Origin of the sequence: Acinetobacter sp. DSM 11652 (assembly GCF_900109815.1) — a bacterium.
Classification (GTDB): domain Bacteria; phylum Pseudomonadota; class Gammaproteobacteria; order Pseudomonadales; family Moraxellaceae; genus Acinetobacter.
In genome coordinates this window covers 38,193-63,567 of the sequence record NZ_FOBK01000002.1, presented here as the reverse complement: position 1 = coordinate 63,567, position 25,375 = coordinate 38,193, and the positions used below count along the sequence as shown (strand labels likewise).

Annotated in this window: 22 protein-coding genes; 11 read left to right on the top strand and 11 right to left on the bottom strand. The window is 37.1% G+C overall.

Features of this window, described 5'->3' with window-relative positions; all coding sequences use genetic code 11:
- Window positions 1-71 precede the first annotated feature (71 nt).
- From BMW42_RS02590 to BMW42_RS02575, 4 genes are read left to right on the top strand one after another with little or no spacing between them, the layout of a single operon-like run.
- Window positions 72-1,313: an acyl-CoA dehydrogenase family protein gene (locus tag BMW42_RS02590; protein ID WP_092766310.1), complete on the top strand. Its 1,242-nt coding sequence runs from the start codon at window positions 72-74 to the stop codon at window positions 1,311-1,313.
- Window positions 1,314-1,340: 27 nt separating this feature from the next.
- Window positions 1,341-2,462 (top strand): phosphotransferase family protein, encoded by a 1,122-nt coding sequence (locus BMW42_RS02585; protein WP_092766309.1) that lies wholly within the window; start codon window positions 1,341-1,343, stop codon window positions 2,460-2,462.
- Entirely contained in the window at window positions 2,459-3,157 is a 699-nt protein-coding gene (locus BMW42_RS02580) for a histidine phosphatase family protein (RefSeq protein ID WP_092766308.1), read from the top strand. Before BMW42_RS02585 ends, BMW42_RS02580 begins: the two co-directional genes overlap by 4 nt.
- A 31-nt stretch (window positions 3,158-3,188) precedes the next feature.
- Window positions 3,189-3,932: an SDR family oxidoreductase gene (locus tag BMW42_RS02575; protein WP_092766307.1), complete on the top strand. Its 744-nt coding sequence runs from the start codon at window positions 3,189-3,191 to the stop codon at window positions 3,930-3,932.
- Between the two features lie 24 nt (window positions 3,933-3,956).
- On the opposite strand, the gene BMW42_RS02570 is transcribed toward BMW42_RS02575, so the two are convergent.
- Entirely contained in the window at window positions 3,957-5,327 is a 1,371-nt protein-coding gene (locus BMW42_RS02570) for an alpha/beta hydrolase-fold protein (RefSeq protein WP_092766443.1), read from the bottom strand.
- Window positions 5,328-5,481: 154 nt separating this feature from the next.
- Here BMW42_RS02570 and BMW42_RS02565 point away from each other — a divergent pair, with 154 nt between their 5' ends.
- Both BMW42_RS02565 and BMW42_RS02560 read left to right on the top strand, forming a co-directional pair.
- Window positions 5,482-6,216, top strand: coding sequence for an SGNH/GDSL hydrolase family protein (locus BMW42_RS02565; protein WP_092766306.1), 735 nt, complete (start codon window positions 5,482-5,484; stop codon window positions 6,214-6,216).
- Window position 6,217: 1 nt separating this feature from the next.
- The gene (locus BMW42_RS02560; RefSeq protein ID WP_092766305.1) at window positions 6,218-6,805 is read left to right on the top strand and encodes a uracil-DNA glycosylase family protein; all 588 of its coding nucleotides are present in this window, start codon (window positions 6,218-6,220) and stop codon (window positions 6,803-6,805) included.
- Between the two features lie 29 nt (window positions 6,806-6,834).
- On the opposite strand, the gene BMW42_RS02555 is transcribed toward BMW42_RS02560, so the two are convergent.
- On the bottom strand, window positions 6,835-7,272 hold the full coding sequence (locus BMW42_RS02555) for a hypothetical protein (RefSeq protein WP_092766304.1): 438 nt from the start codon (window positions 7,270-7,272) through the stop codon (window positions 6,835-6,837).
- Window positions 7,273-7,362: 90 nt separating this feature from the next.
- Window positions 7,363-8,841, bottom strand: coding sequence for a phospholipase D family protein (locus tag BMW42_RS02550; RefSeq protein ID WP_092766303.1), 1,479 nt, complete (start codon window positions 8,839-8,841; stop codon window positions 7,363-7,365).
- Window positions 8,842-9,042: 201 nt separating this feature from the next.
- On the opposite strand from BMW42_RS02550, the gene BMW42_RS02545 reads away from it, so the two are divergent.
- On the top strand, window positions 9,043-10,152 hold the full coding sequence (locus BMW42_RS02545; RefSeq protein WP_092766302.1) for an S-(hydroxymethyl)glutathione dehydrogenase/class III alcohol dehydrogenase: 1,110 nt from the start codon (window positions 9,043-9,045) through the stop codon (window positions 10,150-10,152).
- A gap of 41 nt (window positions 10,153-10,193) precedes the next feature.
- Here BMW42_RS02545 and BMW42_RS02540 read toward each other — a convergent pair whose 3' ends face one another.
- Window positions 10,194-11,399 (bottom strand): amino acid aminotransferase, encoded by a 1,206-nt coding sequence (locus BMW42_RS02540; RefSeq protein ID WP_035267772.1) that lies wholly within the window; start codon window positions 11,397-11,399, stop codon window positions 10,194-10,196.
- A gap of 243 nt (window positions 11,400-11,642) precedes the next feature.
- Between BMW42_RS02540 and BMW42_RS02535 the strand changes: the two genes are divergently transcribed.
- The 4 genes from BMW42_RS02535 to BMW42_RS02520 all read left to right on the top strand — a co-directional run bounded on the left by BMW42_RS02535 (window position 11,643) and on the right by BMW42_RS02520 (window position 17,696).
- Window positions 11,643-12,413: an alpha/beta fold hydrolase gene (locus BMW42_RS02535; RefSeq protein ID WP_092766301.1), complete on the top strand. Its 771-nt coding sequence runs from the start codon at window positions 11,643-11,645 to the stop codon at window positions 12,411-12,413.
- Between the two features lie 375 nt (window positions 12,414-12,788).
- On the top strand, window positions 12,789-14,924 hold the full coding sequence (locus BMW42_RS02530) for a sensor domain-containing protein (protein ID WP_092766300.1): 2,136 nt from the start codon (window positions 12,789-12,791) through the stop codon (window positions 14,922-14,924).
- Window positions 14,925-15,333: 409 nt separating this feature from the next.
- Window positions 15,334-16,371, top strand: a complete 1,038-nt coding sequence (locus BMW42_RS02525) for a 3-deoxy-7-phosphoheptulonate synthase (RefSeq protein WP_092766299.1) — start codon at window positions 15,334-15,336, stop codon at window positions 16,369-16,371.
- Between the two features lie 161 nt (window positions 16,372-16,532).
- On the top strand, window positions 16,533-17,696 hold the full coding sequence (locus BMW42_RS02520) for a PilT/PilU family type 4a pilus ATPase (RefSeq protein ID WP_035267499.1): 1,164 nt from the start codon (window positions 16,533-16,535) through the stop codon (window positions 17,694-17,696).
- Between the two features lie 53 nt (window positions 17,697-17,749).
- Here the strand turns inward: BMW42_RS02520 and BMW42_RS02515 are convergent, their stop codons facing one another.
- From BMW42_RS02515 to BMW42_RS02485, 7 genes are all read right to left on the bottom strand, one after another.
- Entirely contained in the window at window positions 17,750-18,925 is a 1,176-nt protein-coding gene (locus tag BMW42_RS02515; protein ID WP_035267500.1) for an MFS transporter, read from the bottom strand.
- Window positions 18,926-19,121: 196 nt separating this feature from the next.
- Window positions 19,122-19,496, bottom strand: a complete 375-nt coding sequence (gene gcvH / locus BMW42_RS02510) for a glycine cleavage system protein GcvH (RefSeq protein ID WP_035267502.1) — start codon at window positions 19,494-19,496, stop codon at window positions 19,122-19,124.
- A 68-nt stretch (window positions 19,497-19,564) separates the two neighbouring features.
- Window positions 19,565-20,596 carry an AraC family transcriptional regulator gene (locus BMW42_RS02505; RefSeq protein ID WP_035267503.1) on the bottom strand — a complete coding sequence of 344 codons (1,032 nt, stop codon included), beginning with the start codon at window positions 20,594-20,596 and terminating at the stop codon, window positions 19,565-19,567.
- A 116-nt stretch (window positions 20,597-20,712) separates the two neighbouring features.
- Window positions 20,713-21,147 carry a MaoC family dehydratase gene (locus BMW42_RS02500; protein WP_035267505.1) on the bottom strand — a complete coding sequence of 145 codons (435 nt, stop codon included), beginning with the start codon at window positions 21,145-21,147 and terminating at the stop codon, window positions 20,713-20,715.
- Window positions 21,134-22,999 (bottom strand): ABC transporter ATP-binding protein, encoded by a 1,866-nt coding sequence (locus BMW42_RS02495; protein ID WP_092766298.1) that lies wholly within the window; start codon window positions 22,997-22,999, stop codon window positions 21,134-21,136. Before BMW42_RS02495 ends, BMW42_RS02500 begins: the two co-directional genes overlap by 14 nt.
- 30 nt (window positions 23,000-23,029) lie before the next feature.
- Window positions 23,030-24,271 (bottom strand): mechanosensitive ion channel family protein, encoded by a 1,242-nt coding sequence (locus BMW42_RS02490; protein WP_228143075.1) that lies wholly within the window; start codon window positions 24,269-24,271, stop codon window positions 23,030-23,032.
- Between the two features lie 557 nt (window positions 24,272-24,828).
- Window positions 24,829-25,365: a DUF2058 domain-containing protein gene (locus BMW42_RS02485; protein WP_092766296.1), complete on the bottom strand. Its 537-nt coding sequence runs from the start codon at window positions 25,363-25,365 to the stop codon at window positions 24,829-24,831.
- Between the last annotated feature and the right edge of the window lie 10 nt (window positions 25,366-25,375).

The following is a 25,375-nucleotide window of genomic DNA, read 5'->3' as shown; positions in this document are numbered from 1 at the left end:
ATCATTTTATTCATAGTAGATTTCAAGCTATGTTGATGTAAAGCGTGTTGAGAATATAGTTTGAGGGATTAATGTTTCAATTAACGGAAAAAGCTAAACACTTTTATGATTTAGCACAACGCTTTATTCAAGACGAAATAGAGCCTATAGAACAAGAATTTTGGCATAAAGTTCATCAATTAAATCCAAGTGATGATTGGACATCATGGACGTGGCCAGCAGAACTTGAAGTACTCAAACAAAAAGCTAAATCACAAAATCTGTGGAATCTTTTTTTACCAGACCCAGAATTTGGTCAAGGTTTAACAGTTCAAGAATATGCACACATTGCTGAGTTAACTGGTCGTAGTTTATTGGCTCCTACAGTTTTCAATTGTAATGCGCCAGATAGCGGTAATATGGAGTTAATTTGGCGCTATGGCTCAGCACAACAAAAAGAGCAATGGTTAAAACCTCTCTTAGACGGAAAAATTCGATCCGTATTTTGTATGACTGAACCAGAAGTTGCTTCTTCAGATGCGACGAACATGCAAGCCACTGCTGTAATTGAGGGAGACGAAATTGTTTTAAATGGACGCAAATGGTGGTCTTCGGGTTTAGGCGATCCTAATGCAAAAATCATTATATTTATGGCACATACACCAGACGCAAATAAAGGTCGACATCAACAACATTCAATGGTTTTAGTTCCAGTTGAAACTGAGGGCGTAAAAATTGAAAGAATGTTACCTGTATTTGGTGATTATGATGCGCCACACGGTCATGGAGAAGTAACCTTTAATAATGTTCGTGTTCCAGTCACTCATTTTATTGGTGGAGCAGGTCAAGGGTTTGAGATTGCACAGGGGCGACTTGGTCCAGGACGTATTCATCATTGCATGCGTTGTATCGGTGCTGCTGAGAAATCATTGGAATTAATGATTGATCGTGGAATGCAAAGAAAAGCATTCGGTAAGGAAATTTTGAAACTTGGTGGTAATTTGGAAAGAGTCGCGGAAGCGCGTCTTGCCATCGATCAAGCACGTCTTTTGACCTTATATGCGGCATATAAAATGGATAAACTGGGCAATATGGCTGCACTCACTGAAATCTCTGCAATTAAAGTCGTTGCACCTAGTGTTTTGGAAAAAGTTGTCGATATGGCAATGCAAATTCACGGCGGTGCAGGTCTATCTAGAGATACGCCATTGACAGGTTTTTTTGCACAAGCGCGTGCATTACGTTTGGCAGATGGGCCAGATGAGGTGCATAAAGGCATGATTGCAAAATTGGAACTTGCGAAACGTGGTTTTTCAACTCGTCATTCTCAATAAGATGAGCACTCGATTTAAGGAAGAAATATGTCAGTTATAGATACAGCAGGGCAAGTCAGACGTGGTGAAGAGCTCGATATCGTTTCAGTCACAAACTGGTTAAATCAAAATGGTGTGGAAGTGATTGAGCCTGTAGAAGTTACACAATATTCTGGTGGAGCTTCAAACTGGACATACCGGCTAAAATATAGCAATGCAGATCTGATATTAAGAAGACCACCCGCAGGAACCAAAGCCAAATCTGCTCATGATATGGTTCGAGAACATAATGTTCAGAAAGCTTTAAAAGATCTATATCCAGTCGTGCCCAAAATGCTGGCATTATGTCAGGATGAATCTGTACTCGGATGCGATTTTTATGTGATGCAGCGAATCGAGGGAATTATACCAAGGGCAAAGCTTCCACCAGAACTAAAACTCACTGAGTTTGATGTGCATCAGCTTTGTATAAATGTTTTAGACAAATTGATTGAATTGCACCAAGTTCCTTATCAAGGAACAGCTCTTGAGCAAATTGGAAAAGGTGAGGGTTACTGCCGTCGTCAGGTCGAAGGTTGGGACAGTCGCTACGACAAAGCCCATACCATCAATGTGCCGACCTTTAAGTTTGTACGAAATTGGCTTAAAGACAATATTCCTGAGGATTCAACCAACTGTATTATTCACAACGATTGGCGTTTTGATAATGTCATTTTGAATCCTCAACAGCCTACTGAGGTCATCGGGGTGTTGGATTGGGAAATGGCGACAATTGGTGATCCACTTATGGATTTAGGATCAGCCTTAGCATATTGGGTTGAAGAAAACGACAATATGATCTTTAAATCGACACGTCGACAACCTACACATCTTAAAGGCATGTTTACACGTAAAGAAGTTGTGGATTATTACCTAGAAAAAACAGGACTAAAGCCATCTAACTGGACGTTCTATGAAGTTTTTGGGATCTTTAGATTAGCGGTCATAGCACAACAAATTTATTTTCGTTATTACCATAAACAAACGGATAATCCTGCATTTAAGGATTTTTGGATTGTGATTCATGCATTACATATTCGTGCTTTAAAACTTATAGGTATACAAAAGCTTGAAGCGAATGAAATTGCAAAAACTTATCTCGCAAAATTACAGGATATTCTGCCAAGATGACGACAATATATTTGGTCAGACATGGTCAAGCTTCATTTGGTGCTGAAAGTTATGATCAGCTTTCTCAGAAAGGTGAAGTTCAAGCACGTGTGTTGGGACAATATTTTCAAAAGTTACTACAAGAGCGACCATATGTCATAGCTGGCTCGATGAAACGTCATCAGCAGACGGCGGATATCTCTATGAAAGAGTGTTTTCCTGACAGTCAGATTGATATCGATCCACATTGGAACGAGTTCAATCATCAACAAGTGTTTGCAAAATATGAACCACGTTTTGCAGATCCTGCATTACTTAAAAAAGATGTTAGTCAAGCGGTAGATCCACGTGCCTATTTAGGAAAAATTTTTGAAGGTGCAATTCAACGTTGGACCAATGGTGATCATCATCATGATTATGACGAAAGCTGGCTTCAATTTCAGCAAAGAGTACTTCAAGGCTTGAACAAACTATGTGTACAACTTGAAAAGGAAAAACCTCGCTATGCCGTAGTTTATACGTCTGGTGGTGTTATATCTGTTGTTGCAGGGCATTTACTTGGTTTAAGTGCAGACAAAACTTTTGCATTGAACTGGGCAATCACCAATACCAGTTTTACCACCTTAAGATTGGTTGGTACAGAACCACAATTACTCAGTTTAAATGAACATCATTATTTAAAAGAACAAGATCGTGATTTGCTCACTTGGATTTGATCAAGGCTATATGCCATAGAGAGAAAATGGAATGAACAAAACTATATTAATTACAGGTGCAAGCTCAGGTATCGGTGCTGGGATGGCACAAGAGTTTGCAAAAAAAGGATATAACCTAGCGATCTGTGCACGTCGTTTAGAAAGGTTGTATGCTTTAAAAGATGAAATAGAACAACGCTATCAGGTAAAAGTAAGTGCGAAGGCATTGGATGTCACGGATGATGAGCAAGTCTTCCGTGTATTTAAAGAGTTTAAAGATGAGCTAGGCACTATCGATCGAGTGATAGTCAATGCTGGTGTGGGCGAAGGACGTCGTATCGGTAAAGGTAATTTTGCGATTAATAAAGCAACAGTTGAAACTAATTTTATTTCTGCGATGGCACAATGTGAAGCAGCGGTCGAAATTTTTAGATCTCAAAATTCAGGACATTTAGTTGTAATTTCGTCGATGAGTGCTTTGCGTGGTATGCCAAAACATCTTACAGCTTATGCTGCCAGTAAAGCGGGAATTGCGCATTTAGCCGAAGGGATTCGGGCTGAACTTCTTGGAACACCAATTAAAGTTTCAACGATTTATCCTGGTTACATTCGAACTGAAATTAATGAAGGTGCTGAAAAATTACCTTTTGAGGTCGATCAAGCCACAGGATCACGACTATTAGCTGAAGCAATCGAAAAGCAACCAGTCAAAGCATATGTTCCAAAGTGGCCATGGTTGCCATTGGGTTTTGCAATGAAGGTTTTACCGCTTCAGCTCGTCAATAAGCTGAGTTAAAATAACGTCTTATAAATCCCACATTTAGTGGGATTTATTTTTAAAGAAATATTTCAAAGCATCTTGTATGACGATTTGCCAAACGGCATATGAATGTCCGCCTATATATTCTTGATAGTGAACATTGTGTCCCTGATCGATTAAATCCTGAGCGACAATCGGAGAGGTTTCTAGAATGCTTAAGCTATTATTTTGTCTCGAATTTTCATAGCTATTGGCTGAAATATACCAATTGAGTTTCTTTGTATTGTCTAATGTTGAAGCTCTGATCAGTTTACTCATACCATTGATTGTATCGTTTGGATCAGATTTCCACCAAAATGAACCAGAAAGTGGCACGACGTGACTAATATCATTGGATGTTTTTAACGCCAAATAAGCAGAACTCAGACCACCTAAACTTGAACCCAATAAGACTGTTTTGTTGTGATCATGTTGGTAGGGCAAATGTTGACTCATCCAAGGCAATAATTCTTCTTGAAAAAACTGTGTGTATTCTGGATTGGGGCTAAGTTCTTTAGCACGTAATTGATCATTTGGGTGTCCAACAAAAACAGCCTGTATAGGTGGGAGTTGCTGTTGTTGAACCAACTGATCTAATATATGGGGAACTTTAACTAAATGCGCATATTGCTCACCATCAAAAAAAATCAGAGTGATATATGATTTTCCGACTTGAGGTGGAGTTGCATAAATCTGAATAAGACGATCATTTCCCAAAACTTTACTTTTCAACACGGAAGAAGTTAATTGTTTTTCACTTTTTTCAGCCATTTGAGTTGGATCAATAAAATTGGGCGCTCGACTGAGTTTTGCGATATTTTCATTCCTCAGCGTGGTATTCGTTTTTAAGGCAATGTTTTTAGAATCAAACCACTTATGAGGATTGAAAGGGTCGAGTTGTTGTACCTTTAAAATAGATCGACGCTGATCTCGTGATTCTTTTAAATTTGGGTTTAAATGTGGACAGTAATTTGATAAATATCCATCGATATTCGGTGAATCCACAGCAAAACTATAACTTCCGATAAATCTTGAATCAACAATACTTTCTTTAAACCAAATATCAGTACCTTTAAGTCGAGTTAACCACTCATGATCATTACTCGGACCACCGATTAATCGCACATTGTGTTTTGCACCACGATATAAATAAATGACACGTTGGTGTGTTTCATTAAAATGTTCAATTATTGGGGTTTGATTTTTACGAATTTCCGACCAAAATTGATCGAGGAGATGATTTTTTTGCTCAGGATGCATCTGAATCTTGTTTTGGATTTGCTGAAGCACTTTACTTTTGGCATCCATATCTTCACATGCAGGGGCATAAGGTTGAGTGCTGACTTGTAATGAATGATTTACAGAAAGATCAGCACTTACTGCGGCACTCATTAACATCAATATAGAAAAAAATTTGATAGGATGATTCATAGATTATAGCTTTGAATTAATCATAGTAAATGATAATTATTTTCAATAATAAATAGCAATGAAAATATCAAAAAATCGTTTAAAATAGGAAATATCAAAACCTAAAATCAAATACATGTTTCTTAAATTAGCGACAATCGCACTCATTCCAGCATTACTTGTGCAAGGTTACCAAGTCAAGAAAAATACACCTCGTTTAGCAGAAGCTTTGGGGGAAAGAAATGGTTTGGTTGGGAATGGCCCTCAAATATCAATTTTAATTTTAGGTGATTCAGCTGCTGCTGGTGTGGGTGTGCAATTTCAAGAAGATGCGCTAAGCGGAACATTGTTACAAGAACTAAGAGATCATTTTCAAATTCGCTGGTCATTAATTGCAAAAACTGGAAATCGTACTTCAGATGTAATTCGAACTATACAGGCTATTAATGACGATCAGTTTGATATTGTAGTAACATCGATAGGGGTCAATGATATAACACAGCTCATCTCACCACAAAAATGGATCTGCCTACAAGAACAATTATATTCACTGATCGCTGAGAAATTTTCACCCAAGCTCATTATCGCGACAGGAGTTCCACCGATGAATGACTTTCCTGCATTACCAAATCCTTTAGCTTGGTTGTTTGGAAAATATGCCCATCAAATGAATGTTGAATTGGAAAATTGGATTGAACCACAACCAAAATTTGAATTGGTTAAATATGATTTGGATGAGTATAAACAACTCAATTTGAAGATGGCTGAGGATGGATTTCATCCAAGTAAAGAAATCTATCAGCTTTGGGCAAAAAAAATTAGTTCGATTATTCAAAATCACTTTAGATCGAAAAGTCAGACCGAAATTTGATATGACTGATATCGAAACACATCCACTTGAGCCATTTGTACCTCAACAAGCCAAATTGCTCATGCTTGGCAGTTTTCCTCCGCCGAAAGCAAGATGGAAAATGGATTTTTATTATCCGAATTTTCAAAATGATATGTGGAAAATATATGGGTTGATCTTTTTTCAAGACTCTCATTATTTTCTAGACCGTGAAAATAAACAATTCAAAGAGCAAATGCTGAAAGATTTTCTAAATGAGTTGGGCATTGCAATATTTGATACAGCCTATCAAGTACGGCGTTTGAAAGACAATGCCTCAGATCAATTTCTAGAAATCGTTACACCGACAGATATGTTTCTATTGCTTAAAAAAATTCCATATTGTCGAGATATTATGACCACAGGTGATAAAGCAACTGAGACCTTATTAAAGTCAATGAATGCATCTGTACACACTAAAGTTAAAATGGGTACAGTCGTGGATCTGCAATTTGATAACAAAGATATCCGAATTCATCGTATGCCATCTTCTTCAAGAGCTTATCCTTTAGCTCTTGAAAAGAAAGCTGAATACTATCGTGAACTTTTCCAGTCAATTGGATTAATTTAACAACCTGTTAAAGTCAATCGAGATGCTTATTACACATCATAATCTACATAATCCCACAAGTTTAAACGTGATTTAATTTCTTTACGAATATGTGGAAGCATATTGAGTAGAGTACCATCAATCCATAAAGATAATGCTTGAGCAGATAATTCTTGTCCTTCTTCATCAACTAAGCGGGCACCCTTCACAATCACGAGCGTTTGTTCTGAGACAGAGGTTTCAATGCCTTTGAACAAAACTTGTAACTCATGACCATTGTCTAAAATTAACCAAGCCAATTCAATTTGAACATTATGGTGAGACTTTAAGGTGATAGAACCTTCAACTAAGTCTTCATCAGTAAGGCAATCATAATCAACACTAATTTTAGCTAAATACCATTCATGCTGAGATAAATCTTCAAGTGATAAAAAAGGGGTGAGTATGTCGTTCAGATTATACTGTCGACTAAGATCAAAATATTGCATGGGAGTAGAGTAGAACCAAGGGTTCAAAAAATAAAACGTGAATAATAATGCAATTTATCCTGGTTGTACAAACCAGTCACCACAAAGAATTTACATCATCCATTCGATTGGGAGATAGGACAAAGACTTGAACATAAATCTCTGAAAACGAGTCGTTTCAGGGTCATGATCATGTATTAACTTTTCTTCACCTCGTTGTTCTTCCCATCTTAAGTTTTGATGTGCATCCAAATGTAGTTGATAGGCAACTTTGGGAAGATTTTCATCTAAAGATTGAGATATCTCTGTTTTAAAATCGGCTGACTCAATGATCAGTCCAAGTTCAGTATTCAAATACGCTGAACGTGGATCAAAATTGAATGTTCCAATAAAAACTTTATCATCTACAGTAAAAAATTTAGCATGAAGCCGCGAAGCATTTTTTCCTTTCGCAGGAATAACATTACCCGTCATAATTTCATACCAAGTCCGATCAGACCGTTCAATATAAGGTTTAAACTCGTAAAGTTTTACATCTGACCTTAAGAGTGAGGTTCGATATTTTTGATAAAATGCATGAACAATCGGGACATCATTTGCCAAATATGAGTTTGTTAAGACGCGAACTTTGACATTCTGCTCACTCAATTGTTTGAGGAAAGACTCACCATGAACAGTAGGAACAAAATAGGCAGACACCAAGTTTATTTCTTGAGCGGGTTTTCCCATAATGGATTTGAACTGATTAAACAGCAGTTCATGAGATTGAGCTTTCGCTCTGATTTTATTAGGGCTGTCTGCAACAAAATGAGCTTTAGACCAGCGAATAGGATGTTTTTTTAAATTTTCTTCTAAAAAACGTTCTGCTTGATCAATACGTTTTTTAGTTTCAGCACCTTGAAAATTTTGCTTGGTTGAATAATACGATCTTAAATGCGCCAATTCTTTTTGAGACTCAGGAATTATTTGCTGAATATCATAACTCAGCTCATCATTCCAAAATTGGTGAAACACCGTGTTTGCAGCTGAAACTGATTGACCTGCAAATAAAATATCCATATCCGCGAATTGAAAATTGTCACTGGCATCAAAATATTCATTACTGATATTACGCCCCCCAGTAACAGCAATCGCTCCGTCAGCAATAATCAGTTTGTTATGCATTCTATGATTGACTTTATTAAAGCGAAACACATAATCCAAAACTCTAAAGCTGCGAAATTTGTAGGGATTAAATAGCTTAATTTCGATATTAGGATGTTTAGACAATGCACTTAAGGTCGAGTCTAATTGAGTGCCATTTTGATCATCAATTAACAGTCGAACCTTCACATTACGATCAGCTGCTTTGAGTAGGTCAGACAATAAATGCTGACCTATCACATCATTTTCCCAGATATAGTACTGTAAATCGATCGTATGTTTTGCTTCACGTATTAAATGAACACGTGAAGCCATACTCTTAAAAGGATCATGAAGTGGTAAAAATGCAGTTAAACCTTGTTCAATATTGCGTTTTGTTTCTGGTGTATTACTGAGCCAAAGTGCGGTATGAGGTTGGATTGGGGCTTGTTTTATACTTGTATTCATCGCCAAATTACATCCAGTTAAAATAAAGAATGTGAGTAAACACAATATATGTCGCAACATAAGCATCAAAGCTGTCGTTCCTAAATCTTATTATTCAGTTGTATGGCTATAATATCATCAATCAAATAGTTGAATGTTTTTATCAAAAGCGGTTACTGTAACTTATCTGTTAAATCTTAATTTACAAAGGAAGTTTTCATCATGAAATCTCGTGCAGCGGTGGCATTCGGTCCAGGTCAGCCATTACAAATTGTTGAATTAGATGTTGCTCCACCACAAGCTGGTGAAGTATTGGTGAAAATTACGCATACAGGTGTTTGTCATACTGATGCATTTACACTTTCTGGTGAAGACCCAGAGGGCGTATTCCCTGCGGTACTGGGTCACGAAGGTGCAGGTATTGTAGTTGAAGTTGGTGAAGGTGTAACCAGTGTAAAACCAGGTGATCATGTCATTCCACTTTATACTGCAGAATGTGGCGAATGTTTGTTCTGCAAATCAAATAAAACAAACTTATGTGTCTCTGTACGTGCCACTCAAGGTAAAGGTGTTATGCCTGATGGAACGACTCGATTCTCGTATAACGGCGAACCTATCTACCATTATATGGGATGTTCAACATTCAGTGAATACACAGTTGTTGCCGAAGTATCGTTAGCAAAAATTAATCCTGAAGCAAACCCTGAACACGTTTGTTTATTGGGTTGTGGCGTGACGACTGGTATTGGTGCGGTTCACAATACTGCAAAAGTACAGGAAGGTGACACTGTTGCTGTGTTCGGTTTAGGTGGTATTGGTTTAGCAGTTGTTCAAGGTGCTAAACAAGCCAAAGCTGGCCGGATTATTGTAGTGGATACTAATCCAGAAAAATTTAAATTGGCTGAGCAGTTTGGTGCTACAGATTTCCTCAATCCTAAGGACTATGATCAACCTATTCAACAAGTCATTGTAGAGATGACTGGATGGGGTGTTGATCATTCATTTGAGTGTATCGGTAATACAAACGTAATGCGTTCAGCGCTTGAATGTGCACACCGTGGTTGGGGGCAATCTGTCATTATCGGTGTAGCTGGTGCAGGTCAAGAAATCTCAACTCGTCCATTCCAATTAGTGACTGGACGTAAATGGATGGGTACAGCATTTGGTGGTGTAAAAGGTCGTACTCAATTACCAAAAATGGTTGAAGATGCGATGAAGGGTGACATTCAATTAGAACCTTTTGTCACCCATACTATGGGTCTAGAAGACATTAATAAAGCCTTTGATTTAATGCACGAAGGTAAATCAATCCGTACAGTTGTACATTTTTAATTGAGCAATAAAAAACGGGCAATATGCCCGTTTTTTTGTTTTTAAGCGGTAGCTTTCAAAACTTCTGCAATTGATTCAGCCACATAATCAATATTATTTAAGTTTAATCCTGCTGCACACATACGACCACTACGGACTAAATAAATACCATATTTATCTTTCAGAATATCCACTTGTTCGCCAGTCAAACCTGTATAACTGAACATACCTTGTTGTTTTACTAGATAGCTAAAGTCACGTTCAGGCAGAGCCGCACTCAATTTAGCATTTAACAATTCACGCATTTTAATAATACGTTCACGCATTTCTTGTAATTCAGCTTGCCATTGAGCAGTTAGATCTGCGTTGTTTAACACGTTTTCAACCAACAATGCACCTGTGCTTGCTGGACTAGAATAAATACGGCGTACAGTTGCTTTTAATTGTCCAAGCACTTTTTGAGCAGTAGCTTGATCATCACAGACAAATGTTAAGCCGCCGACACGCTCACCATACAGTGAGAAGATTTTTGAGAATGAATTACTCACAATGAAATTCATACCTGATTTATCTAAAGCACGAATAAGGTATGCATCTTCTTCAAGACCTTTACCGAAACCTTGGTAAGCGATGTCAAGGAATGGAATAAGATCATTCGTCTTAAGTACTTCGATCACTTGATCCCATTCTGCTGGCGTTAAATCTGCACCAGTTGGGTTATGGCAGCAAGGATGAAGCAAAACAATACTTTTTGCTTTTAGTGTTTTTAATTCCTCAAGCATTGCTGGAACGTTAACGCCATTTGTATCAGCATCAAAATAAGGATAGAAATGCGATTGGATACCAGCGCCATTAAAAATTGCGATATGGTTATCCCAAGTTGGCTGACTTACCCAGATATCTGACTCAGGGAAATATTTTTTCAAAAAATCAGCACCAACTTTAAGTGCACCTGAGCCACCAAGTGTTTGAATCGTGACAGCACGACCATCTTTACGCGCTTGACTATCAGGACCTAAAACTAATGCTTGAGTCGCTTCGTTATAAGATTTCAAACCATCCATTGGTAAATAAAGTTTAACTTTATCGTTGCTCGGTTCAATATTTTTGTACGCAGCTTTGACCGCATTTAACTGAGGTACAATACTGTCTTCGTTATAATATAGACCAATACTCAAATTCACTTTTTGAGTACGCTCATCTTTACTATATTCTTCCATAAGTGAAAGAATAGGGTCACCTGCATAAGCATCTACATGATGAAACATGGTCTAAATTTCCTAAAATGTTCAAAGTAAAAAGTTTAATCGGATAATATATATAATTTCCGCACGATCACAAGATCGAATTACAGGACTAATTTTTATAAAACTCAATACTTTTACTTATAACCTAATTTTTTGATTGTCTTTAATTTACTGAATTATATAAATAAAAATTAAACTAACACTAAAATACAAACTCTACTGTTAGAATTTGAATCACATTTTTAAAGCTATTTGAGTATATATATGCGACTAAATGCTGAGATCACCAAAGCAAATGCGATTCAACGTCAACCTGCTCTTGTTCTGATTCATGGTCTTTTTGGTAGTTTATCGAACCTCGGCATGCTCGCGAGAGCATTTCAGGAAACGCATGATGTCATCCAAATTGATTTGCGTAATCACGGTTTATCACCTCATTCTAATCAAATGAGTTATCAACTCATGGCGCAAGATGTTGTAGAAACCTTAGATGATATGAATGTGCAACAATTTCACATCATTGGTCATTCGATGGGGGGGAAAGTTGCCATGCACTTAGCAAACCTTGTACCACATCGAGTAGTTAAGTTGATTGTACTTGATATGGCACCCGTCGCTTATCAAAAATCTCATCATGATCAAATTTTCAAAGCTTTAGAAGAAGTTCAAAAAGCTCAAGTTGTTTCAAGAAAGGAGGCAACCGAGTTGATGCAGAAATATATTAATGAAATTGGCGTTATTCAATTTCTGCTCAAATCTTTCCGCAATGGACAGTGGCTATTCAACTTAGATGCACTTAAACAACAATATTTTCAGATTTTGTCATGGGAACATCTTAATCCACAATCGAATGAAACTTTGTTTTTAAAAGGAGAATTATCCGATTATATTAATCTCGAGCGTGATAACGATCTTATTCGGTTCCAATATCCTAAAGCTAAATTTGTGACGATTGATGGCACTGGACATTGGTTACATGCAGAAAAACCAAGTGAGGTTATCAAAAACATTAAAGATTTTTTTATAATAAATTAATAGTAAGTTTAGATTATTTTTATATTATTCAACACCTACTTAATATAAGTAGGTATTTTTTTAATTAAAATCGGAATTATTTAATTCTAAGATGTCGAATTATCAAATAAATTCATTATTGTGTCGTATTTCATTATTTTTTATGCATTTTGTCTATTTAATATTCACAAGTGATAAAAATTATGTATCATGCAGAAATGGTATTTGTATTAATTTAATCCATTTAAGTGTTATTATTATCACGTATTTTAAAATTAATGATGATTAATAATCATTATTAACTAAATTTAAATACTGATTAATTAAACTCTAAATTTTTACGCTGATTTTTGTATTCGTCATTTTGATGGGTTGTTATTTTCGAATAGGTGAACTATGAGCATTCTGGATCTGAATAGAGCTGATCATTTACAGTCCAAAGCTGTGCCTTTGCATCTAACACTGTCAGATGACTTTAAATTTGCACTCGATTTACTGCCCAATTTGATTTGGGTCAGTCACACCAACTCAGGGTATTGTAATCTCGCACTTAAACAATATATCGGTGCGGATACGCAAATCTTACGTGACGTAGACTGGCTTAAATTTGTTCATCCTGATGATGCTGAACATCTTTATCAGATTTGGAATGATGCTCAAAAAAACGGTCAGAAATTTGAAAAAGAGTGTCGTATAAAAAATAAATCAGGTGAATATCTTTGGTTCTTAATGCTTGCTGAACCTAAGGTGATTCAATCCAACCAGCAAAATTGGATGATAAGTTGCACAAATATCCATGATCGTACAATCAAAATGCGTGAAACTGCTGAGGCCTTGCGTGCGAATACAGATATGCTCGATGTCAGCGTAGACTGTATAAAAATTATCACACCAGATGGCAAGCTTGAACACATGAACAAATCTGGATGCATGGCATTACTGGGTCAAGAGCGTGTTAAGAAATTTGGAATGGATTGGTTAACGCTGTTACCACCTGAAGTACGTGAACAGGGGGCAAAAGCGATTAAAACAGCAGCTCGAGGGAAGAATGCCCGTTTTGCGGGGATGAGCACACACGGCGATACTGTGATGTATTGGGATAATATTTTAACACCTGTGCATGATGAACAAGGAAATACGACCAGTATTCTCTGTGTATCACGTGATGTTACCCGTCAACGTGTTGCCGAAGCTAAACTAAAAATCAGCAGTGAATATGATGATCTGACTGGTCTGATGAATCGTCGTGCCTTCAAAAATAAATTAAAAGCGGCGATTTCACAAGCAAATCGTGAAAAAACACTTATTGGTATGATGTTTATTGATCTCGATCATTTTAAAAACATTAACGATACTTTAGGTCATCCTGCTGGAGATCATCTACTTAAAGTCTTATCTAAACGTCTGCAAAAGAGTTTGGATCGCAAGTGTATTGTTTCACGTTTAGGTGGAGATGAATTTGCAATTATTGTCTCAGGGATGACCTCAGAAGAAGAATTACATCAAACCACACAGAAAGTGCTTAAACAAAATATTGCCCCCATCACTTATGCAGGAAAAGTGATTAATAGTGGGATGAGTATTGGATGTGCCATTTATCCTAAAGATGCTCAAGATGTATTCGGATTGATGAAATGTGCGGATACCGCTCTAAATGATCTTAAAGAAAAAGGTCGTGGTGGGTATCGTATGTATGATGACGAAATGTTTGCACTTGCTGAAAAGAAGATGCAACAACTTGATACTGCTCGCTATATCATACAGGACAATTTAATCGAACCGTATTATCAACCTAAGGTTCGCTTAGATAACTGTCAGCTAATCGGATTTGAGGCTTTGATGCGTTGGCATGATACACAGCAGCAACTTCATTATCCAGCTTCAATCTCAGAAGCGTTTAACGATTATGAGCTGGCCAGTAAAATCAGTGAAATCATGCATCAAAAGATTTTCAGTGACATGGCAGATTGGATGTCTAAGGGCGTTCAACTTGTACCGATCTCAATTAATGCCTCTCCAGTTGAATTCATGCGTGACAATTATGCAGAATTGTTAATTCAACGTTTAGAACGACATCAAATTCCTGCTCATTTAATCGAGGTTGAGATTACAGAACATATTCTGGCTGAGCGTGGAATAGAATTTGTGATTCGAGCACTACAAAAGCTAAAAAATTATGGTCTTCGAATCTCATTGGATGATTTCGGAACCGGTCATTCTTCAATGACGCATTTAAGAGATTATCCTGTCGACTGTCTCAAGATTGATTATGCTTTTGTGAATCGAATGAATGAGGAGAAGTCAATCAATTCAATTGTAGAGGGCATTGCTAAGCTCGGACCTATTCTGTCATTGGATGTGATCGCAGAAGGTGTCGAAACATGCCAACAGCTCTTAAGTCTTCAGGATGTTGGCTGTGCATATGGTCAAGGCTTTTTATTTAGCCAAGCGATTTGTAAGTCTGAGGCTGAGCAACTGATGCTCAAACAAGTATGTGCTATAAAAGATTGGCTTCCTACAGATAAGCAATAAACCATTGATATATTTGAGTTATGATTGATATAACAATATTTTTTATATAAATTGCTTGTCAATCAGTCTATTTATGCGTATTTTACTTTTAAGGGTTATATTTTAGATAATTTGATGAAAACGACACACTTGATTACTAACGCTTATTATTATTTTTGGCAATTTAACATCTAGTTGCCTAGACGCGTTCGGGCAACAAAAATGTTGCCCATCAAGTTTATACCTGATTGGCAACACCAATCAGGTTTTTTTTCATCTCAACAAATATAGGAGCATCTCATGAAAACATTGAATACTTTTTATTTTAGCAACGGTTATTGGTTCTATTTTAGTCAAGAACAAAACCCAGCCAATAGACACCTCACGCTCAAATAAAAGATAGGGCAATTGCTGCCCAAAGGAATTCAAGATGAATGCAATTAATTCTCAGCTTATAACCACAGCTCAACATACTTTAGAAAAAAAATTAAGCTTACCATTAGAACTAAAATCAGCTTTACCAGTTAGTCCGATAGTTTCATTTCAAATTCGTCAACATCGCCAAACAATACAAGACATTTTAGCGGGTCATGATCCACGTTTATTGGTCATTACTGGTCCATGTTCGATTCATGATCCTAAAGCAACCCTCGAATACGCACAAAAATTAAAACAACTGCAAGAACAAGTCAAAGATCAGATTTTCATCGTGATGCGTACTTATATTGAAAAACCTCGCACCACTGTAGGATGGAAAGGCTTCTTGTATGATCCAGATTTAAATGGTTCAGCAAATATGCAAAAAGGACTTGAACAGTCTAGATCACTCTTCATTCAAATTGCTGAAATGGGTTTGCCGTTGGCCACAGAAATCTTAAGCCCAATGGCAACAGGATATTTTGATGATTTGATTTCATGGGGCGCGATTGGGGCGAGAACAAGCGAGTCGCAAATTCACCGTGAAATATCTAGCCATATGCCTTATAGCATTGGGTTCAAAAACGGTACAGATGGATCAATCCAAATTGCATTGGATGCGATTCAGTCCGCTTCACAACCGCATCAATTTCTTGGTTTAAGTCAAGATGGTGGTCCAAGCATTTTATCTTCAAAGGGTAATCCGCATGCACATTTGATCTTACGTGGATCGAATCAGGGTACAAATTACCAATTATCTGAAATTAAAAAGATTCAAGAAAACAATAACCATGTACTACCTGCTTTGATTATTGATTGTAGCCATGGAAACAGCGCTAAGAATCCATTGAATCAACCTGCTGTATTAAAGCAAATTGTGAATGAACGACCTCAAACACAAGTCCGTGGCGTCATGCTAGAAAGCTTTTTAGTCGATGGCAATCAGAAAATTTCTGATCACATGACTTACGGTCAATCAGTGACTGATGGATGCTTGGGTTGGTTAAGTACAGAGCAATTGATTTTGAATGTTGCTCAACAACTCTCCTAATATAATTCGTAAAAAAGAACCCATGAAATATGGGTTCTTTTTTTTTGCCTTTAAGATTTGAATGTTTGTTTAAAGCATTAAATATTTGATGAAACAGCTGAAATAACCTTATATTTCTATTAGTATTTTAAGTATTTAATATTTATAACTTGGGGAAATTAATGTTCAGTAATGAATTACTTAGCGAAGCTCGGCAATTCATGTTCAGATTGCTTAAAAGCGTTTTTGAACATGAGGGATCAGATTTATTTATTTCAGCTGATTTTCCTCCAAGTATGAAACATCAAGGTTCAATGAAGCCTTTAAGTTCTCAAGCTTTGACTGCAGAAAAAACAAAACTATTCGCTTATAGCTTAATGAATGAAAAACAAAGAGCAGAATTTGAGAGTGAATTAGAATGTAATTTTGCCATTAATGTCCCAGATGTATCGCGCTTTCGCGTGAATGTTTTTCAACAGCAACTTAATGTAGGGATGGTCATTCGTACCATTACCTCTGAAATTCCAAACTTTGAAAAGTTGAAATTACCAGAAACATTGAAAGATGTGGTAATGGAAAAGCGAGGTTTAATTCTAGTGGTTGGTGGCACTGGATCGGGTAAATCTACTTCACTTGCTGCCATGATTGATTACCGTAATGAGAACTCAGCAGGGCACATCATTACTGTAGAAGATCCAGTTGAATACGTGCATAAACATAAAAAATCAATGGTCACTCACCGAGAAGTCGGAGTGGACTGTCACTCATGGCATAATGCGCTTAAAAATACACTTCGTCAGGCACCAGATGTAATTTTAATTGGCGAAATCCGTGATACGGAGACCATGGAGCATGCGATCGCTTTTGCAGAGACTGGTCATCTGTGCTTAGGCACGTTACATTCGAATAATGCCAATCAAACCTTGGATCGAATTATCAACTTTTTCCCTGAAGAACGGCGCAATCAGTTGCTTATGGATCTTTCATCAAATATGAAAGCCATTATTTCTCAACGTTTAGTTCGAACTGAAGATGGTGTCGGACGTAGAGCTGCTGTAGAAGTCATGCTAAATACACCTTTAGTTTCTGATTTGATTTTGAAAGGTAACTTTCATGAGTTGAAAGAAATTATGACCAAGTCGCGAGAACTTGGTATGCAAACATTTGACCAAGCATTATTTGATTTATATAACGAAGGTGCGATCAGTTATGATGAAGCCATTCGTAATGCTGACTCTAAAAATGAATTACGTCTACAGATTAAGCTAAAAAGTACACGCGTCCGAGAGAATGCTGAAACCTCTTCACAAACCTTCAGTATGTTTGATGAAGATGCAGAGAGCTAATTAAATAAAAAAGCCTTCATCTGAAGGCTTTTTTTGGACAAATTTTTAGCTATCTAGACCGCTTTAACTTTAGTTTGAACAACGAAGCGGTAAAACAGCAAGCTCAAAAGCGTCAATATCGCGCATAATATATATGCAATCGAATACTGATAGTGTGTGATCACAATACCTAGAATAAAAGAACCTAATGCGATGCCAATATCGTAAAAGGTGTAAAAAGTTGAACTCGCATGTCCAACTCGTTCACGTGCTACAGCTTGAATGGCTTGCGTTTGGAGACATGGCTGAGCAGACCCAAAGCCTATACCAATAAAGACAGCAGATATCAATAATCCGGCAGCAGAATGAATTTGGCTTAGAATGAATAGCCCAATGCTAAAGCTCACAATCGCTGGATAGACAACGTAGGCAGGACCCTTAGAGTCATATAACTTTCCTGTGAAGGGTCTTAGAAGCATCATGGAAATTGCAAAAACAGCAAAGAATAAGCTCGCATAGGTCAATAAATTTTTTGATTCAGCATATGTCGAGATAAAAGACATGATACTTGCATAAGAAAATGAGATGAGCATCGCCATCATCGCAACAGGTAAAGCTTTAATCTCAACAAAATCATGAACACTAATTTTTGTTTTGCGCTTAACAGTTTGAAATTGTGTCTGGATCGGAATCAAAAAGCAGAACAAATAACCAATAAAAACAATTGCAGCTAAAAGTGTAGCCACTGGAATATATCCCCATGGTTGAATGAGAATCAAGCCCAACATGGGTCCTAGTACAATGGCAAGATTGACTGACATGACAAAATAGCCCATGCCTTCACCTTTACGCTGATTTGGAATGAAGTCATTGACGATTGGTATCATGGCAGTGGTCAAAATACTGAACCAAATTCCTTGTAGTAACCGAATGACCAGTAATAGGGTTAGATTATCAGCAAAGATATAAGCGAAAGAGAGCAGTACAAAAAATGACTCAGAGATATAAAGTGCTTTTTTAAGCCCAATCTTCTCGATAATGAGACCGGTAAACGGTCGTATTGCGATCGATGAAGCTAGAAATAAAGTCAGTGCAAGCCCAGCTTGGGTAATATTACCATTTAAATCATTAAGAATATAAATTGGCAATATCGTTGTCTGAGCAAAATAGAAGATGAAAATAAATAAGTTATTAATTAGACACAGAATAAAAGATTTATTCCATAGATGCTCAGCATGTATAGAAGACATAGACAACCTTGAAATATTGAACCATTAAAAGCTTCAATCTGTGCCAAATAAAATTATTTTTGGTTTTGGTCAGCAATGAAGTAGGGAGAGAAGTTGAATTAATTATAATCAAATTACATGAAAATTACATCAAAAAGTGAGCCATTCATCCGAAAATGTATAAATAAAAAACCAGTCCGTAGACTGGTCATAAATATCACAAACCTGATTCATAATCTGTATTTGAGAGAAGTTGTTCTACATCTGCCAAATTAGATGGTTTAATTTTGTAGATCCAGCCTTTGCCATAGGGATCATCATTTACAAAATCTGGATCATCTTCTAGATTTTCATTAATTTCTACAACTACACCACTTACAGGAGCATGAATATCAGAAGCTGTTTTCACAGACTCAACTACACCCGCTTGTTCACCAGCAGTCAATTCACGACCTACTTCAGGTGCTTCTACATAGACAAGATCACCCAATGCATCTTGTGCGTGATCTGAGATCCCTGTAACAACGAGATCACCTTCAATACGTACCCATTCGTGTGTGCGAGCATATTTAAGCTCTGAAGGATGATTCATCACGACTCCTCAATTCGATTTGAAAAATTTTCTTGTGTTATACAGTGTTTTATTTAAAAACGAAAGTTCTATAAATATGGATCTTTACGCCAACTGCTTGGACTTCGACCACTCCAACGTTTAAATGCACGACTGAAATTCGCAACATCTGAATAACCGAGTTCATCTGCGATTTGTTCAAGTGAATAGTCAGTACGTGACAGTAGGGAGGTTGCATGACGATATCGAACTTCATCCACTAAGGTTGAAAAAGAAGTTCCTTCTGCAGCCAACTGACGTTTCAGTGTACGATCAGACATATGCAGGCGATCTGCCACATTTTCAATACTTAAATAGTGCTGTTCAGAATGTGTCAAAATATCGCGAACACGCATTGAAATTCGACGGCGTTCTCCAAGCTCTGATAGTTCTGCTTCACACTGATTAATTGCAATTTGACTGGCAATCGGATCTGCGTTAACCATCTTCAAGCCTAAATAACTTTTATCGAAACTGGCAAGAAAATGAGTCTGGTCAAAATGAATAATCGTTTTAGGGTGTAGACGACTGATGTATTTGTCAAAGCCTTCAGGTTTAGGAAAGTCGAAATTAATTTCGCCATACAAATCATTTATGCCTGTCAGTGCTTTTGCCATGGTAATGACACCAAAAGTCAAAGCCATGACAATTTCAGTTCTCAGCGGTTCAAGATCAATATCACATTGTAACTGCAAAGAAACTTGTTCTGTAAATGTCGAAAAATGAAATTGCAGAAAAGGCATACGCAGTTGTATAAAGCGGTTGGCTAAAATAAGTGCATCAGTAATCTCATTCGAGGTCATAATGGCATAGCCAATAAAACCATGGATAGAAATCCGCATTTGGTTACCAAGATGATAACCAAGAGAACTTTCACCTGTCATTTTGCGCGCGAGAATAATCATCTCATTCGCTACTTGTAGTGGAATTCTAAATTCAGGATCGGCAAGTTGCTCGTTGGTGAATCCAAAGGGAGCGAATAGCGACTCAGCACTATAACCCCAACGAGAAACAACATCTAAAAGTAAGAGTCCGTAAACACCTGGAATGCCTAAATCTGGGCGAACTGAAACTGTTTTCATGTGCGATCCATTGCTTTACACAATTTTTTTCATAATTTTTGGTGAAAATAATACTGACATAAATTCCAGATAGAAAATACCAATTTTGTCGGACAAATCTAGTGTGAAACCGATGTTTAAGCCTTAAAAACGACAATTTTTGTGGTTGAAATCAACAAAACATCACCATGCTGATTTTTTGTTTGTGTGACATAGCTCACAATTCCACGATCTAGCTTTGTTTTAGAAGGATTGATAGCAACAATTTCAACTTCCACATGCAAACGATCACCTGCACGAGCTGGTTTTGGCCATCTTAAGCTTGACTCTGAACCGATAAGCCCCTTGGCAATTGGAAAACATTCAGTCCAGAGACGCATGGTAATGGCTGAAGTTTGCCAACCACTGGCTGCGATACCTTGAAAAATAGGATGATCTTTTGCAGCCTCTTCATCAGTATGAAAGACTTGAGGGTCATATTTTTGTGCAAATTCTTTAATTTCTTCGAGTGTTAACTCATATTCACGACTTTTAAACTGATCACCCACTTTTAAATCATCAAGATAAAGCATCTTCGTCTAATTCCTTGTCTTTCACTTTTTGTTCAACTAAAAATCCACCCGTTTGGCGTTGCCAGAGTTGGGCATAAATTCCATTCTGTTGGATCAGCTCATCGTGAGATCCTTGTTCTACGATATTTCCTTGATCCAAAACAATTAATCGATCCATTTGAGCAATTGTTGAAAGGCGGTGTGCAATTGCAATTACCGTTTTACCTTCCATCAAGTCATCAAGGCTTGCCTGAATCGCCGCCTCAACTTCTGAATCGAGTGCGCTGGTTGCTTCATCTAAAATCAAAATTGGAGCATCTTTTAGGAATACCCGTGCAATTGCTATACGCTGTCTTTGCCCACCAGATAATTTTACACCACGTTCACCCACATAAGCGTCATATCCTGTCTGACCACGTAGATCTGTAAGCTGAGGGATAAACTCTTCTGCTCGAGCTTTACGGACAGCTTCATACATTTCTTCATCAGTCGCTTCAGGTCGACCATATTTAATATTCTCAGCAACACTTCGATGCAGCAAAGAAGTATCCTGCGTCACGAGAGCAATGTTTTTTCTTAAGCTATCTTGGGTGACTTCATCAATCGCTTGGCCATCGATATAAATTTTACCTTGTTGGGTTTGATAAAAATGAAGTAGTAGTTGGATCAGTGTCGATTTTCCAGCACCAGACCGACCGACAATTCCAATTTTTTCACCCAGTTTAATTTCTAAATTCAAGTGATTAATAACATTTTTTTGATTATATGCAAAGCTCACATTATCAAATTTAATCGCACCAGAGTGTACCTCGAGTGGCAGTGCAGCTTCTTTGTCTTGAATTGCTATTGGTTTGGCTAGCGTGGTCATCCCATCTTGGATGGTACCAATATTTTCAAATAAGGCTGAAGTTTGCCACATCATAAAAGAAGCCATACTATTCAGCTTTAAAATCATGGCTGTCGTTGCGGCGATCACACCGATGTTTGCTTCACCAATAAACCAAAGCCAAACTGCTGTACCTAAAACGCCAAAGAATAAAATTGCGGTCAGTAGATTAATGCTAATTTCATAAGCAGTTCCCAGACGCATCTGGGTATACACCGTCTTCATAAAAAGTTGCATAGACTCTTTGGCATATTGGCTTTCACGACCAGCATGTGCAAACAATTTTACTGTTTGTATATTTGTATAAGCATCAGTCACACGACCAGTCATCACCGCGCGTGCATCAGCCTGCTTTTTTGAAATTTTTCCAAGTCGCGGGATAAAGAAGGATGCCGCGCCAATGAATAAAATCAACCATGCCATCAGGGGAATAAGGAGAAGAGGGGAGACGTTTCCTAAAACCACACTGATGGTAATAAAATAAATCACCACATAAGTAACGATATCCCCCAAAATTACCCAAAATTCACGAACTGCAAGTGAAGTTTGCATGACTTTAGCTGACAATCGACCTGCAAAATCATTGTGAAAAAAGTCTAAACCTTGAAGAAGTAATAAGTTGTGAAAACGCCAACGCAAGCGCATTGGAAAGCTACTGAATAAAATCTGATGCCTTATGATTGATTGCAAACTTGCAAAGAAAATATTAGCAAGTAGAAAACCAGACAAAATCATCAGATTTGTTTGGTTATTTTCGAGAAAATTTTGAGGCGTCGATGCGGACAACCAATCAACTAAATGACCAATTTGAGAGAAGAAAATAGCTTCAAATGAAGCTGTTGCTGCAGTAAATAACACCAACACCAAGAGATAGCGCTTAACTCCTGATGCTGCTTGCCAAACAAATGGAAAAAATTTCTTCGGCAAGGGCTGATTTAAATCTTTGGATGGATATGGATCAACGAGTCTTTCAAACCACTGCAGCATACGACTAATCTTAATTCATCTAATCAAAACTCAGTTTACTGTGTCTTGAGGAATCTTGAAATCATTCCCAGAAGGAATCTGGAATATTTTTAATCCAAACTCAGGAAGAATCGCCAAAAGATGATCAAAAATATCGGATTGGATCGCCTCATAAGCCACCCATGCTGTCGTATTTGTAAAAGCATAAATTTCTATAGGCAAACCTTCACCTGTCGGTTGTAATTGACGAACGATTAAGGACTGATTTTGTGCAATACCTGGATGATTTTTTAAATAGTATTCAATATATGCGCGGAATGTTCCTAAATTGGTTAAACGACGTTGGTTATTGACCCCATTATTTGCGTATTGCTGATTAAAGTTTTTTAACTCAGTTTGTTTCTCATCCAGATATTTTTCTAAAATCAGAAATTCTTTAAGTTTGCTGTATTCCATTGCAGATAAGAAGTGAACACTATTTTGATCGATATAGAGTGCACGTTTAATACGACGAACACCTTGCTCTTGCATACCTCGCCAGTTCTTAAAAGTATCTGTCACCAAACGATTGGTCGGAATAGTGGTATAGGTCTTATCAAAGTTTTGTACGGTCACCGTATGTAATGACATATCAATGACATCGCCATCCGCATTTAAGGTTGGCATTTCAATCCAATCACCAATCCGAACCATGTCATATGAAGAGATTTGAACTGAAGCCACTAGAGATAGAATTGTATTTTGGAAAACCAGCATGAGCACTGCTGCCATTGCCCCGAAACCTGCCAATAGCGTGAAAACATCTTTTTTAAGAAATGTTCCTATGACCATCAGTGCACAAACAACAAAAATAATGAGTTTAACTAACTGTAAATAACCCTTAATTGGCTTATTGTGAGATTTAGGATTACGTTGATAAATAATATTAAAAATGGTGAGAAGCTGACTAATTGCCAAGGCAATGGTTAAGAAAATGAAGGCTTGTGCAAACATCTGAATCAATGTAATGACTTTTTCAGACAGGTGAGGAACCGTCACAATTCCATTCATAATCACCAATGCTGGGACAATGTTTGCAATTCTTCGAATAACGCTATGTTCCGCTAAGACATCACTATAACTAAAACGTAGTTTGCTAATAATTTTGCGAATACCACGGACGACCACTTGTTTAGCAATAAAATTTGCGATAAATGCAATGAGAATAAGAATGCTCAGAGAGGTCAACATCTCTAACCAAGGAAATTGATCTGACCATTCTTGGATTTGAGTTACAAAATTTAATCTGTCCAACTTGATCACCTCTAAATGAATTGGCATTAGCTTAATGGTTTAAGTTATTAAATTTATTAGAGTTAACGTTTATCAAACAGAATAGATTAAATAAATTACTTGAAACATTTTATGAACTTCTATTTTAAATAAAATTAAAGTGAAGTAAGGCACACTATAAAATTTCCTAGATTATCGTCATTACATTTTTAAATTATAAAGCTTATCTTGAAACCAGATTTTTTTTCATTCTCAATCTCATTGTATTCTTAACCTTCGCGAAAGTTCCTGAAAGAAGCATTATTGAGCTTGTGCATTTTCAGCATTTATAAATTGAAAAAATAATGTGAGAAAATCAATCGATTATTTTTTTGAGCTCCCCCAAATACCATCAATTGAAAAAAAATCGAATTAGAGAATAGAAGGCGAGCGCAGAAAATTGATAGACTCATCTCGTGATGGTTGGAAGCAGCAATATGACTTAAAGCATCTTAATCGTGAATTTATACCTGCTACACCGCAATCTGAATCACACATTAAGCGTAAAAAAAGCCTAATAAATTAGGCTTTAGAGTAATTTACCACATTAAATCATCTGGAATAACATAAGCTGCATATGGATCTTCCTCATCTGTAATAGCTTCGTTTTTTTCAGCATTATTCACAATAATAAATCCTTCGACTTTTTCATTAATCCGCTCAGATAGCGTTCTTGGTAGAACTGCATAACTGGCTTGATCTTTAGCAATGACTAATGTGCCTGCCACGAGTGCATTGTAAACTTGTTGATTAATATAAATTTTCTTGATTTTATTTTCATCAACGAACTGGTAGCTGATTTCACCATCAATATCTTTGATTTTATGTTGACCAATCATTTGCACTACTGCTGCACGTAATGCTTTTTCATCTTGCTGGCGTTTGATTTCAAGATTAAGATTCTGATCTTTTTCTAGTTTTTGCTTTAAATCTTGTTCAATTTTAGCTTTAATCTCAGCTTCGTTGCTTTGACCCGTGCGTTGCTCATGCACAGCTTGTTTAGAAAGTTTTTTAGCCTTTTTTTGATCGACTAAACCAGCTTTGAGCAATTGTGCTTGCAAGGCATTTTTTACCATGAGTAATACC